General features: G+C 64.8%; 12 protein-coding genes and 5 tRNA genes. 4 read left to right on the top strand and 13 right to left on the bottom strand.

The window, feature by feature from the left end; genetic code table 11:
- Window positions 1-635: 635 nt before the first annotated feature.
- Together ppdK and AAEU42_RS02760 are read right to left on the bottom strand one after the other, a co-directional pair.
- Complete coding sequence (gene ppdK, locus AAEU42_RS02765; RefSeq protein WP_342232002.1) at window positions 636-3,269, bottom strand: pyruvate, phosphate dikinase; 2,634 nt, start codon at window positions 3,267-3,269, stop codon at window positions 636-638.
- A 143-nt stretch (window positions 3,270-3,412) separates the two neighbouring features.
- Window positions 3,413-4,150: a nitroreductase family protein gene (locus tag AAEU42_RS02760; protein ID WP_342232001.1), complete on the bottom strand. Its 738-nt coding sequence runs from the start codon at window positions 4,148-4,150 to the stop codon at window positions 3,413-3,415.
- A 217-nt stretch (window positions 4,151-4,367) separates the two neighbouring features.
- On the opposite strand from AAEU42_RS02760, the gene AAEU42_RS02755 reads away from it, so the two are divergent.
- From AAEU42_RS02755 to AAEU42_RS02745, 3 genes are all read left to right on the top strand, one after another.
- Window positions 4,368-5,075, top strand: coding sequence for a class I SAM-dependent methyltransferase (locus AAEU42_RS02755; protein WP_342232000.1), 708 nt, complete (start codon window positions 4,368-4,370; stop codon window positions 5,073-5,075).
- The gene (locus AAEU42_RS02750; protein ID WP_342231999.1) at window positions 5,072-5,266 is read left to right on the top strand and encodes a hypothetical protein; all 195 of its coding nucleotides are present in this window, start codon (window positions 5,072-5,074) and stop codon (window positions 5,264-5,266) included. The genes AAEU42_RS02755 and AAEU42_RS02750 overlap by 4 nt, the downstream gene beginning before the upstream one ends.
- 112 nt (window positions 5,267-5,378) lie before the next feature.
- On the top strand, window positions 5,379-6,179 hold the full coding sequence (locus AAEU42_RS02745; RefSeq protein WP_342231998.1) for a helix-turn-helix transcriptional regulator: 801 nt from the start codon (window positions 5,379-5,381) through the stop codon (window positions 6,177-6,179).
- On the opposite strand, the gene vanT is transcribed toward AAEU42_RS02745, so the two are convergent.
- Genes vanT through vanG form a run of 4 tightly spaced genes read right to left on the bottom strand, consistent with a single transcriptional unit; the run spans window position 6,155 to window position 9,430 of the window.
- Window positions 6,155-7,324, bottom strand: a complete 1,170-nt coding sequence (gene vanT / locus AAEU42_RS02740) for a serine racemase VanT catalytic subunit (protein WP_342231997.1) — start codon at window positions 7,322-7,324, stop codon at window positions 6,155-6,157. The two genes, AAEU42_RS02745 and vanT, sit on opposite strands and share 25 nt — an antisense overlap.
- A gap of 5 nt (window positions 7,325-7,329) precedes the next feature.
- Window positions 7,330-7,791 carry a serine O-acetyltransferase gene (locus AAEU42_RS02735; protein ID WP_342231996.1) on the bottom strand — a complete coding sequence of 154 codons (462 nt, stop codon included), beginning with the start codon at window positions 7,789-7,791 and terminating at the stop codon, window positions 7,330-7,332.
- Window positions 7,788-8,384 (bottom strand): M15 family metallopeptidase, encoded by a 597-nt coding sequence (locus AAEU42_RS02730; RefSeq protein ID WP_342231995.1) that lies wholly within the window; start codon window positions 8,382-8,384, stop codon window positions 7,788-7,790. The genes AAEU42_RS02735 and AAEU42_RS02730 overlap by 4 nt, the downstream gene beginning before the upstream one ends.
- The gene (vanG, locus tag AAEU42_RS02725; RefSeq protein WP_342231994.1) at window positions 8,381-9,430 is read right to left on the bottom strand and encodes a D-alanine--D-serine ligase VanG; all 1,050 of its coding nucleotides are present in this window, start codon (window positions 9,428-9,430) and stop codon (window positions 8,381-8,383) included. The genes AAEU42_RS02730 and vanG overlap by 4 nt, the downstream gene beginning before the upstream one ends.
- Before the next feature lie 230 nt (window positions 9,431-9,660).
- Between vanG and AAEU42_RS02720 the strand changes: the two genes are divergently transcribed.
- On the top strand, window positions 9,661-10,149 hold the full coding sequence (locus AAEU42_RS02720) for a VOC family protein (protein ID WP_342231993.1): 489 nt from the start codon (window positions 9,661-9,663) through the stop codon (window positions 10,147-10,149).
- A gap of 326 nt (window positions 10,150-10,475) precedes the next feature.
- On the opposite strand, the gene tsaA is transcribed toward AAEU42_RS02720, so the two are convergent.
- The 7 genes from tsaA to AAEU42_RS02685 all read right to left on the bottom strand — a co-directional run bounded on the left by tsaA (window position 10,476) and on the right by AAEU42_RS02685 (window position 12,205).
- On the bottom strand, window positions 10,476-11,174 hold the full coding sequence (gene tsaA / locus AAEU42_RS02715; RefSeq protein WP_342231992.1) for a tRNA (N6-threonylcarbamoyladenosine(37)-N6)-methyltransferase TrmO: 699 nt from the start codon (window positions 11,172-11,174) through the stop codon (window positions 10,476-10,478).
- A 21-nt stretch (window positions 11,175-11,195) separates the two neighbouring features.
- The gene (locus AAEU42_RS02710; RefSeq protein WP_342231991.1) at window positions 11,196-11,540 is read right to left on the bottom strand and encodes a TIGR04076 family protein; all 345 of its coding nucleotides are present in this window, start codon (window positions 11,538-11,540) and stop codon (window positions 11,196-11,198) included.
- A gap of 141 nt (window positions 11,541-11,681) precedes the next feature.
- Window positions 11,682-11,757, bottom strand: a tRNA-Thr gene (locus AAEU42_RS02705).
- Between the two features lie 27 nt (window positions 11,758-11,784).
- A tRNA-Asp gene (locus tag AAEU42_RS02700) sits at window positions 11,785-11,861 on the bottom strand.
- A 39-nt stretch (window positions 11,862-11,900) separates the two neighbouring features.
- Window positions 11,901-11,976 (bottom strand) — tRNA-Trp (locus AAEU42_RS02695).
- Between the two features lie 3 nt (window positions 11,977-11,979).
- Window positions 11,980-12,056 (bottom strand) — tRNA-Ile (locus tag AAEU42_RS02690).
- 73 nt (window positions 12,057-12,129) lie between these two features.
- A tRNA-Asn gene (locus tag AAEU42_RS02685) sits at window positions 12,130-12,205 on the bottom strand.
- Window positions 12,206-12,250 lie beyond the last annotated feature (45 nt).

Here is a 12,250-nt window from a genome sequence, read left to right as displayed (position 1 = left end):
AAAATAACAAAATGATTATACCACATTGGCGGGAAGTTAGTAAAGCCTGGAACATCAAGATTTCAGGCTTTTGGCATCACATAACAAGATTATTTCGCTTTGGGGGGTCGTTCCGTTTGATTGCTGCCTGGTTGCACGTCGGGACGTGCGGCCTTCTGGGGGATGTTTCTTTTCCCGAGGAAAAGAAACATCCCCCAGACCCCCAAAGAAAAGTCTTAGTGCTAACCTGGGCGCAGATTCCCTTTTCAGTAGGAGGTCTACTGCCCGTTGATAGGGGTACAAGCACGGGTGCGTCTGTGCGACCTGTGGCCCCCCCAGCGCCGCTGCCGCTGACATGTTCTTGATTGATAAGTGTCGTTTGCGCGCGCCCTGAGCCTTCCCCCCGGGGGAAGGTGGCAGCCCGAAGGGCTGACGGATGAGGGGAACTGGGGACATGGGAAAGGCCCTGCTAAAAAGACAAGTTCCCCTCATCAGTCTCGCTTCGCTCGACAGCTTCCCCCAGGGGAAGCCTAATTGCCAAATTTCCCCCGCCCCTTGCAGGGGCCGCTGTCCCCAGCGGCCCGCCTTCCCCGCCCATACGCGGCACAAAAAAAGGCGCCCTGTCCAAGCCGGACAGGGCGCCTCTTTAAACCTTCTTACTTGCGGGGATTCTTGATGGCCGCCTGGGCCGCCGCCAGCCGGGCGATGGGCACCCGGAAGGGGGAGCAGGACACGTAATCCAGCCCCACATTGTGGCAGAACTCCACGCTGGTGGGGTCGCCGCCGTGCTCGCCGCAGATGCCCAGATGGATGTCCGGGCGGGTCTTGCGCCCGTCCTCCACGGCCATCTTCACCAGCTTGCCCACGCCCTTCTGATCCAGGTGAGCGAAGGGGTCGGACTCGTAGATCTTGTTCTCGTAGTAGTAGTTGAGGAACTTGGCCGCATCGTCCCGGCTGAAGCCGAAGGTCATCTGGGTCAGGTCGTTGGTGCCGAAGGAGAAGAAGTCGGCCTCGGTGGCGATCTCGCCGGCGGTGAGGGCGGCCCGGGGGACCTCGATCATGGTGCCGACCTTATAGTCCATCTGGATGCCGGCGGCGGCGATGAGCCGGTCGGCGGTCTCCACCACCACGTCCTTGACGAACTTCAGCTCCTTCACCTCGCCCACCAGGGGGATCATGATGTTGGGGGTGACGGTGTACTTGCCCTTCTGGTTGACCCGGATGGCCGCCTTGATGACGGCGGTGGTCTGCATCTCGGCGATCTCGGGGTAGGAGACGGCCAGGCGGCAGCCCCGGTGGCCCATCATGGGGTTGAACTCATGCAGGGCGGCGATGGTCTTGCGGATGCGGTGGGTGCTGACCCCCAGATCCTTGGACAGGGCCTCGATGTCCTCCACCTTGGTGGGCAGGAACTCGTGGAGGGGGGGATCCAGGAAGCGGATAATGACCGGCTGGCCCTCCATGGCCTCGTAGATGCCCTCGAAGTCGTTCTGCTGGTAGGGCAGCAGCTTGGCCAGGGCCTTCTTCCGGTCCTCCACGCTCTCGGAGAGGATCATCTCCCGGATGGCCATGATGCGCTCGCCCTCGAAGAACATGTGCTCGGTGCGGCACAGGCCGATGCCCTGGGCGCCGAAGGAGAAGCCCTGCTTGGCGTCGTGGGGGTTGTCGGCGTTGGTGTATACCTCGATCTGGCGGTACTTGTCGGCCCAGGACATGAACCGGCCGAAGTCGCCGGAGATGGCGGCGGGGGCGGAGGGGATGGAGCCGATATAGATGTTGCCGGTGGAGCCGTCGATGGAGATATAGTCCCCCTCGTGGACCACGTTGTCCGCCAGGGTGAAGAACTTCTTATCATAGTCCACGGTGATCTCGCCGCAGCCGGACACGCAGCAGGTGCCCATGCCCCGGGCCACCACGGCGGCGTGGGAGGTCATGCCGCCCCGGACGGTGAGGATGCCCTCGGCCACCTGCATGCCCTCGATATCCTCGGGGGAGGTCTCCAGCCGGACCAGGATGACCCGCTCGCCCCGCTCATGCCAGTCCTTGGCATCCTCGGCGGAAAACACCACCTTGCCGCAGGCGGCGCCGGGGGAGGCGGCCAGGCCCTTGCCCACCACGGTGGCCTTGGCCAGGGCGGCGGCGTCGAACTGAGGATGGAGCAGGGAGTCCAGCTGCTTGGGCTCCACCCGGAGGACGGCGGTCTTTTCGTCGATCATGCCCTCGTCCACCAGATCCACGGCCACCTTCAGCGCGGCGGCGGCGGTGCGCTTGCCGTTGCGGGTCTGGAGCATGTAGAGCTTGCCGTTCTCGATGGTGAACTCCATGTCCTGCATGTCCTTGTAGTGCTTCTCCAGCCGGTTGGCGATGTCGGAGAACTGCTCATACACCTGGGGCATCTCCTCCTGGAGCTTGGAGATGGGCGACGGGGTGCGCACGCCGGCCACCACGTCCTCGCCCTGGGCGTTGATGAGGTACTCGCCGAAGAGGGCCTTCTCGCCGGTGGCGGGGTTGCGGGTGAAGGCCACGCCGGTGCCGGAGTTGTCGCCGGAGTTGCCGAAGACCATGGACTGGATGTTGACGGCGGTGCCCCAGTCGTAGGGGATCTCGTTCATGCGGCGGTACACGTTGGCCCGGGGGTTGTCCCAGGAGCGGAACACGGCCCGGACGGCCTCGATGAGCTGCTGCTTGGGGTCCTGGGGGAAGTCGATGTGCATCTCGGACTCATAGAAGGCCTTGAACCGGACCACCAGATCCTTCATGTCCTCCACGTCCAGCTCGATGTCCTGCTTGACGCCCCGCTCGGCCTTCTTGGCGTCGATGATCTCCTCGAACTTCTTCTTGGACAGGCCCATGACCACGTCGGAGAACATCTGGATGAACCGGCGGTAGGAGTCGTAGGCGAACCGGGGGTTGTTGGTAAACTTGGCAAAGCCCACCACCACCTCGTCGTTGAGGCCCAGGTTGAGGATGGTGTCCATCATGCCGGGCATGGAGGCCCGGGCGCCGGAGCGGACGGAGACCAGCAGGGGATTCTCCGCGTCGCCGAACTTCTTGCCCGTCTCCTCTTCCAGCCAGGCCAAATACTCCATGATCTCTTCCCGGATCTCAGGGGCGATGGTCTTGCCGTCGTCATAATAGCGGGTACAGGCCTCGGTGGTTATGGTGAAGCCCTGGGGCACGGGCATCCCGGCCAGGGTCATCTCCGCCAGGTTCGCGCCCTTGCCGCCCAGGAGCTCTCGCATATCTTTGTTGCCTTCGGAAAATTTGTAGACGTACTTGGTCTTTGACATGGGTCAGTCCTCCTTGTTTTTCACTCTAGGCATCCAGAATGTACCGCTGCGCTTGCTCTTTATTATATCATTCTCACAAATAAAAGCAAGGAAACATTTTCTGTTTTAGTAAACTCCTTATTCTGTTTATTTCCCCTTTTTTCTTACAATTTCTCATTTTGAAACGGTTCCAGCCACTTGGCCGCCGACCGGCTCATTTCCCTGGAAAAGTCGGACTGGTACTTGCGCCGGCAGAAGGCATCCACCCAGTCGTCAAAGCTCTTCTGCCCCGTCCTGCCCCCCAGCATGTCCCGCAGCTCCGGCCCCGTCAGGCGGCGGTAGCGGTCCCGGCACACCAGGTACTTTCCATCCGTCCGCTGGGGCTTGGGCCGCTCCTTCTGCTGCTGTGTAGGCCAGCCCAGCACCAGCATGGCGGCGGGCACCGCGAAATCGGGCAGCCCCAGCAGCTCCCGCACCCGCTCCTGGTGCTCCAGAATGTCCCCGATATAGCAGGAGCCCAGCCCCAGGCTCTCGGCGGCCACCACCACATTCTGGGCGGCGATGACGGCGTCGGCCATGGCCAGCAGCAGGTCGCCGGGCCCCGGCTTCCTGGCTTCGGTCCCCGCCTCGCCGTACACGTCCAGCCACCGCTGGCAGTCGGCGCAGAAGATGAGGACCACCGGGGCCTGGGCGATGAAGGGCTGGTGGTCGCACAGCTCAGCCAGCTCCTCCTTTTCCCCCTGATCCACAATGTCCAGGATGGTGTAGAGCTGCTGGCACCCCGCCGTGGGGGCCTGGAAGGCGCACTCCAGCAGAAGCTCCTTCACCTCCGGGGCCACCGGCTCCCGGGTGTAAGCCCGGACCGACCTGCGGTCAAACAGACTTTGGATGATCTGATTCATATCGCTTCACCTCCCCCCTATCCTACCCGCTTTTTTCTCCCGCGTCCATCCCCATTCGCGCAATTTGCAAAAAAGCCGTCCCGGCGGCCGGGACGGCAGATTTTTTCTTATTTTGTGCCTTTATATTACCACAAAACGGCCTGAATTTCAAGTCTTGTCCTGTCTGTGCCTCCGGGTGTATTAAGAATAGCGAGGTGATAAAATGGAACAAAACAGCATGACAGCTCTGGTGAGCGCCTTCGCCCGGGCCTACCACCACCGGCACTGCGAAGAAAAGGTCTTTGACGACCCTCTGGCCGCCGCCCTCCTGGGAGAGGCGGACTATGAGGAGGTGGCCCGCTCCATGTCCCAGGGCATCTCTTTTTTCTGCCCCGGTTTTTCCGGCCCGCCGGAGGAGGCCCTGCGGTGGGTGGTGGACCGACAGCTGGCCCCCACGCCGCTGGCCCGGTCCGCCTTCGCCGAAGAATCCCTGGCCCGGGCCGCTGCCCTGGGGGCCCGGCAGTACCTTCTCCTGGGCACGGGGTACGACACCTTCGCCTACCGCCAGCCCGGCTGGGCGGAGCCTCTCAGCATCTTTGAACTGGACCGCCCGGCCGTCCTCAGAGACAAGCTGAACCGGCTGGACCGGGCCGGGATCCCCCTGCCCTCCAACCTCAGGCTGGTCCAGGCCGACCTTGCCGGGCCGGGGTGGACCGGGGCCCTGACAGCCGCCGGGTTCCGGCCCGGCGCCGCCGCCTTCTGCACCCTCCTGGGTTTGATCTACTATCTCACCGAGGAGGCCTTTGACGGCCTCCTGGCGGCCCTGTCCCCCCTTCTGTCTCCCGGCAGCGCGCTGGCCTTCGACCTCCCCGTGAAGCCCCCGGCGGGGGCCGGCGGGCGGGAGGCCGTCCAGGAACGGCTGGCCCAAGGGGCCGGGAGGCCATGAAGGCCCGTTACACCCCAGCCGGGCTGGAGGCCCTTTTGGCCCTGCACGGCTTTCTCCTTTATGAGCGTCTCACCGCCCCGGCTCTGACCGAGCGGTATTTTGCCTCTTATAACCGCTCCGACCCGGCCCATCCCATGACCGCCTTCGCCGGGGTGGAGTGCTGTCTGGCGGTCAGGCAGCCGTCTCCCTGATGATTCCAGCGGCCCCTTCTTGCCAGGGGCCCGCCGGGCATGGTATGATAGCCGCAGCGGCGCCTGGCGCCTGTGGGATGCGGTATCATTTTATGACGGAGGAGGGGATTTTATGGAGCTGAGCTTTCGGGGCGCCCATGACCGCCGTTTTCTGCGGACCCCCACCCATATCTACCTCCTCCCCCACCCGGCCCTCCGGCCCATGGTGGCCCACTACACCCTCTGTCTGGCCGGGCCGGTGGCCCCCCACGGGACGGCGCTGACCCTCATTCCCGACGCCAGCGGATGTCTGGTCTTTGATTTGGGCCCCGGGGGCCTGGAAGGACGCATGTACGGCCCCACCACCCGGACAGTCACCGTCCAGAACGATCTGGGCCAGTGTCCCTTCCGGTTTTTCGTGGAGTGCCGTCCCGGCGGGCTCTACGGCCTCACCGGCCTGCCCCAGTGGGAGCTGGCCGACCGGGTCTGGCCCCTGGCGGACACGGCCCCCGCCCTGGAACGGGCGGTGGCGGAGGCCTTTTATTCCAGCCGGGATCTGGACCGCTTCATCACTGCCGTGGACGCCCTGCTCCTCTCCCGGCCCGCCTTCGCCAATCCCGCCGCCCCCCTCCTGGCCGGAATGGCCGCCGGGGCGCTGGAGCCGGGGGAGAGCGGCTACTCCCCCCGGCACCTGTCCCGGCTCTTCCGGGAGGGGGCCGGCATGGGCCACAAGGCCTTTCTCCGGGTCCTGCGGGTCAACGCCGCCGTGCGCCGGCTGTCGGAGGGGGTCCCCTCCCTCACCGTCCTGGCCCAGGAGCTTGGCTATTACGACCAGTCCCACTTCATCCACGACTTCCGTTCCGTCTGCGGCCTCACCCCCGGCGCCTACACCGGGCGGCTGGAGGATTTCTACAATGAGCCGCTGAAGCTCTGACCCCTCACCGGGATCCGCTCCAGGCGGGGCCCCAGGCGGCTCAAAAGCTCGTTGGTGATGGTGCCCGCCGCCTCGGCGGTCTCGCTGGCCCGGATGGTCTCCTCCCCCCAGGAGCCGATGACCACCGCCGCGTCCCCCGCCCGCGCCTGGGGGATGTGGGAGACGTCCACCATGGTCTGGTCCATGCAGACCCGCCCCACCACCGGGGCCCCGCGCCCGTGGAGCAGTACCCGCCCCGCCCCGTTGGACAGGCTCCGGGGGAAGCCGTCGGCGTAGCCGATGGACAGGGCGGCGATCCGGGTCTCCTCCCTGGCCTGGAAGGCCAGGCCGTACCCGGCGTATTCCCCCGGCCGGAGCGTCCGCACTGAGGCCACCCGGGCCTTTACCGACAGCACGGGCCGCAGCAGGTCCTTCCACCGCTCCGTGTCCGCCCGGGTGCTGCCCTCCCCGTAGAGGGCGATCCCTACCCGGGCGTAGCTGCCCCCCAGCCGGGGGTAATTCAGCAAACCGTAGCTGCTGAGAAGATGGGTCTTTCCCACGGCGCAGCCCCGGCCCTCCAGCTCCTCTATCAGCCGCCGGAAGGCCTCTGCCTGGCCCAGGGTGAAGGCCCGGTCCCGGGGCAGGCAGGTGTCGGCGGCGCACAGGTGGGTGAACACCCCCTCCACCCGGAGGTTTTTCCGCCGGAACACTCCGGCGATGGGTCCCGGCTCCTCCGCCGGAAAGCCCAGACGGCGCATCCCCGTGTCCACCCCGATGTGGACCCGGACCGGCTTCCCACACTCCTCCAAGGCCCCTGCAAAGGGGCCGTCCACCACGGTCTGGACCAGATCGTACCGGGTGAGCAGGGGAAAGTCCCCAGGGTGGGTGTAGCCCAGCACCAGGATATCCCCCCGGACCCCGCCCCGGCGCAGCCGGGCCCCCTCCTCCGCCGTGGCCACGCAGAAGTCGTCCACCCCCAGGCGGTTCAGCTCCCTGGCCACGGGTATGGCCCCGTGGCCGTAGGCCTCCGCCTTCACGGCGGGCATGAGCTGACAGCCCGGTGGCAGCAGGGCCCTCAGGGCGGCCGCGTTGTGGTCCAGCGCGTCCAGGTCCACCTCCGCCCACGCCCGGCCCATCCGGCCGGGCGTTTTTCCGTCCTCCGGCATTTCCCTCACCCCTTTTGGATGATCCGGGGCTGGGGCGCCACCACGGTGCACCCGGCGGGCACGTCGGCGCTCACCACGGCCCCGGCCCCGATCTTTGCCCCGTCGCCCACGCGGATGTCCCCCACCAGCACGGCCCCGGCCCCAATGAGGCAGCCCGCCCCGATCTTTGGGGCCTTTCCCGCCACCTCTCCGATGGTGACGTTCTGGTAAATGCGGCAGTCCGCCCCTATCTCGGCGTAGCGGGAGATATAGACCCCGTGGAGGCCGTGGGGCAGGCAGGGCTCCCCCCGGATCACCGCCCCATTCCCCACGTATCCCCCGTGCCGGTGGGCCATCCGGCTGAGGAAAAAGGTGAGGATGTGCCGCTCCAGCCTGCTCCGGCTCCGCTCCCGCCGGGCGAAGAGCCGCCAGAACCGGCGCAGGTCGTCCCCCTTGGAGTAGTCCACCAGCCGTTCCCGCAGACTCATGCCCCCGCCTCCCCCAAAAGCACGTGGTACTCCTCCAGGGTGAGGCCCCGCTCCGTCATCAGCTGGGCGTGGGGCGTCCCCACATAGCGGAAGTGCCAGGGCTCGTGGGCGATGCCGGTGACCCGCTCCTTCCCCGCGGGATAGCGCTGGATGAAGCCGTAGCGGGCCATCCGCGCCCGGAAGGCCTGGCAGATGCCCTCGTAGGGGAACTCCGGCCGGATGAAGTCCACCTCTTCCCCCCGCAGGCCCAGGTCGATGGCAAGGCCGGTCTGGTGCTCGCTGTGGCCGGGACGGGCCACGAACTTCCGGGTAAACTCCTCCCCGTTCTCCGCCATGGAGTCGTCCCAGATGGCCTGCTGCTCGGCCTGGGAGCGCCAGCCGCTCACGGGGATGATGGCCGCCCAGCCCCCCAGCTCCTCCATGAGGGCATTCAGCATGGCCGCCGCCCGGCGGGTCATCAAAATGCCGCCGTCGGCCGGGTGGACGGGCACCAGCGGCTCCTGGGGCAGCTCGGGGGGACAGGGGAAGGTCCCGTTGACCAGGACCAGGTCCCCCAGTTCAAACGCCGGGCCATGGAAAAGCTCCGTCCTCATGTCCCCACCGCCTCTCCGATGACCCGGTCCAGCACCGCTTCAAAAGAAATACCCGCTGCCGCCATCATGCTGGGGAACCGGCTGTGGGCGGTAAAGCCGGGGATGGTGTTCACCTCATTAAAAACGATCTTCCCCTCCGGGGTGAGGAACATATCCACCCGGGCGAAGCCCCGGCAGCCCAGGGCCCGGTAAATCTTCCGGGCCGCCTCCTTGATCTCCCCGGCCTTCTCCGGGTCGATCCGGGCGGGGACGTGGATTTGGGAGGTGATCAGGTTATACTTCTCCGTGAAATCGAAAAAGCCGCCCGCCAGCTCGATCTCGTCCACTTCCCCCACCACCGGCTCCCTGTGGCCCATGACGGCGCACCCCACCTCAAAGCCGGGGATGGCCTCTTCCACGATGACCTCGCCGTCATAGCGGAAGGCCCCGTTGACCGCCGACAGCAGGTCCTCCGGCCCGGCCACCCGGGTCACACCGAAGGAGGAGCCCGCCTTCACCGGCTTCACGAACAGCGGGTAGCCCAGGCCCTCCGCCCGGGACAGGGCCTCCTCCACCGCGAAGTCCGGCTCCAGCACGAAGGAGGCGGGCACCGCCACCCCCGCCAGCGCGGCCAGCTTGTGGGCCCGGTCCTTGTCCATGCCCAGGGCGGAGGCCAGGGTCCCGCACCCCACCAGGGGGATGCCGGCCAGCTCGCAGAGGCCCTGGACCGTCCCGTCCTCCCCGTTTCCGCCGTGGAGCACGGGGAACACCCCGTCCACGGGCACCCGCTCCACGCCCCTTTCCCGGAACACCAGCAGGGCATGCTCGCTCCGATTGGGGGACAGGGCCGCCGGAGCCAGGCGCTCAGAATCCGCCCAGGTATCCGCCCCGATCTCCTTCCAGTCCCCGCCGAACCAGTACCAGTCCCCCTCCCGGGTGATGCCCACCGGCACCGGGCGGTATTTTTTCAGGTCTATGTGCTCCAGCACCCCGCTGGCCGACTCCAGGGACACGCCATACTCCGGCGAGCACCCACCAAACAGAACCACGATATTTTTCCGCTCCACTGTTTTTCTCCCCTTCCACCGCGGGCGCCGCGGCGCCCGCTTTTGTACATTCATCATACAAAAGCGGGCCCCTTCAAGTCTCAACTTTCCCTGTGGATTCCCTGATGATTTTCTGAAGCGAAACATACGATTTTCTGACGGGGCGCCCTGCCGGTGGCCGTTTTTTACAAGCGGGGGCCCGGTTTTTCTGCTATTCTTTTGCCATCCCATACGAAAAGGAGATTGTTTCAATGGAATTCAGAGGTGTCCTGTTTGCGGTGCGCTCCATGGCCGTATCCCGCCCCTTCTATGAAAACGTGCTGGGCCGGAAGGTGGCCCTTGACCTGGGAGCCAACCTGGTCTTCGCGGGCGGCCCCACCCTCCAGGAGCAGTTTGCCGAGCTGGTGGGCTTTCCCGAGGAGAAAACGGTCTACGGCGCCCACGATACCGAGCTCTACTTCGAGACCGACCACCTGGACCAGGAGGTCCCCCAGGTCAAGGCGGCGGGGGTAAAGATCCTCCACGATGTGAAGGAGTACCCCTGGGGCCAGCGGGTCTTCCGCTTTTTCGACCCCGACGGCCACATCATCGAGCTGGCCGACAGCATGAAGGCCGTCATCCTCCGCTATCTGGACCAGGGCCTCAGCGAGGAGGAGGTCGCCCGTCGCTGCCAGCACCCCGTGGAGTTCATCCACTGGTGCAAGGAGCACCCCGACGAGGACGCTCCCCAGGACATGTGATCAAATAAAGGACCTCCCCCGGCCGCGCCGGGGGAGGTCCTTTTCAAAGAAAGCTGGTCCGGACCAGGATCATTTAGAAAACCGCCCCGCCTCCTGCCGGAAGAAACTGCGGCGCCGTCCGTCCAGACTGCCCGGTGTCGGCAGGGCCAGGCGTTCCGGCAGGAGGCATAAAGCGATCCCCCACTCCTTTTTGATCGGCAATCACCTCCCCAATAGAAAAGCAAAAGATGAGACGGCCCTTCGGCCGTCTCATCTTTTATTCTGCAGGCAGTTATTACGGACCATGCTGGATATCACGGCGAAGGGCCGTTATACCGCCCTTCCCCTCAGGGCGTCCGGTCCCCGTCCTCAACTTCCAGGACACGCAGGAGGTTCCCCTCCACCGAAAAGCGCACCTCCAGCCCCGCGAAGGCCATCCCGTACACCCGCGACCGGTCGTCCTGGTAGGAGGGCCGGGGATCGCAGGCCAGCACCCCCCGAAGGGCCTCTCTCCGGTCCTCCGGGACCTTTTCCAGCAGCTCCGCGGGGAACCGCACCTCCAGCTTCCGCTCCGGCGGAGGGGCGAAGCCCTCCCCGGCCTCCGGGTGGGCGTCGGCATAGGGCACATAGGGCTTGATGTCATAGATAGGGGTGCCGTCCATTAGGTCGGCCCCCGAGACATAGAGCACCGGCCCCTCCCCCGTGTGGAGCTCCACCCCCTCCAGCTTCACACAGGACAGCCCCAGGGGGTTGGGCCGGAAGGGGGATCGGGTGGCGAAAACCCCCACCCGGGTATTGCCCCCCAGCCTGGGCGGCCGCACCGTGGGGGACCAGTCCCGCCGAAGGGCGGCGGAAAAGCCCCAGATGAGCCACAGATGGGAAAATCCCTCGATGCCCCGCAGGACGTCGGGGTTTCGGAACTCTTCTTCCAGAACGATCTTTCCCCTCAGCTCCGCCACCAGCCCACTCTGCCGGGGGATCCCGAACTTGGTGGGAAACTCGCTCACCATCCGGGCCACAGGCCGCACCTCCAGCCGGTTTTCCATTCCCCTCATCCTCCCATCCGGTCACTGCACCGAAATATACTCCATCTTCGCCTCTTCCTCTGTGGCTTCCAGCTTGAAAATAACAGGCCGCAGCCCGTCGTTGCAGCTGCAGATGGCCACCCCTGGTTTTCTGATCCAGTCCCCGTAGTAGAAGAGTTCCTTCTCCGCCCCGTGGGCCAAGGCAAACACATACTGATAGATCGCTTTCCAGGCCTCGTCACACAGCCCCTCAGGCTTGGCGTAATCAGCGTAGAACACTTGACCCGCCCGCATCATAGGACAAGGGCCCAGGCCCTCTGCGCCATATTCCGCCGCCAACTCCTGATCCAAAGTTGTCTTTAGCACCGTGATCTTCACCTTTTTCATATCTTGTGCCTCTTTTCCATTTACAGGTCAGTTCTCTCTGTACTCCATTATAAACCCCAAGTAAACCCCAAAAGGCCAAACTGCGAGCATGTAACGACAAAAGAAAAAACCTTAGAACCATTCAGGCTCTAAGGCTTCCTCTGGAGCTGCTACCCAGATTCGAACTGGGGACCTCATCCTTACCAAGGATGCGCTCTACCGACTGAGCTATAGCAGCATGTCAGGCGCGGTTGCGCCCAACAGATGGCGACGCGGAAGGGACTTGAACCCTCGACCTCCGGCGTGACAGGCCGGCGTTCTAACCAACTGAACTACCGCGCCATCTTTATATATGGTCATGCGGATAAACCGCTTGTACCCTGGCAGGGGCAGAAGGACTCGAACCCTCGGCACGCGGTTTTGGAGACCGCTGCTCTACCAACTGAGCTATACCCCTATGTGGTGGGCCTTCGGGGACTCGAACCCAGGACCGACCGGTTATGAGCCGGCTGCTCTAACCAACTGAGCTAAAGGCCCGTCTCGCCGCACGATCCTTTTGGAACAAGGAAAAACGGCACGCCGTCGCAGACAGCGGCGGCATGCCGCATTCTGGCTCCCCAAGTTGGACTCGAACCAACGACCCTGCGATTAACAGTCGCATGCTCTACCGACTGAGCTATTGAGGAATATAGAAGAGGGTCTGGCCTGGTCATAGGCCAGACCCTCTTGCA

It is taken from the genome of Pseudoflavonifractor phocaeensis (assembly GCF_038439875.1).
Lineage (GTDB): Bacteria > Bacillota > Clostridia > Oscillospirales > Oscillospiraceae > Vermiculatibacterium.
Note: the sequence above shows the minus strand (reverse complement) of the source record. Positions and strands in the feature narration are given on the sequence as shown.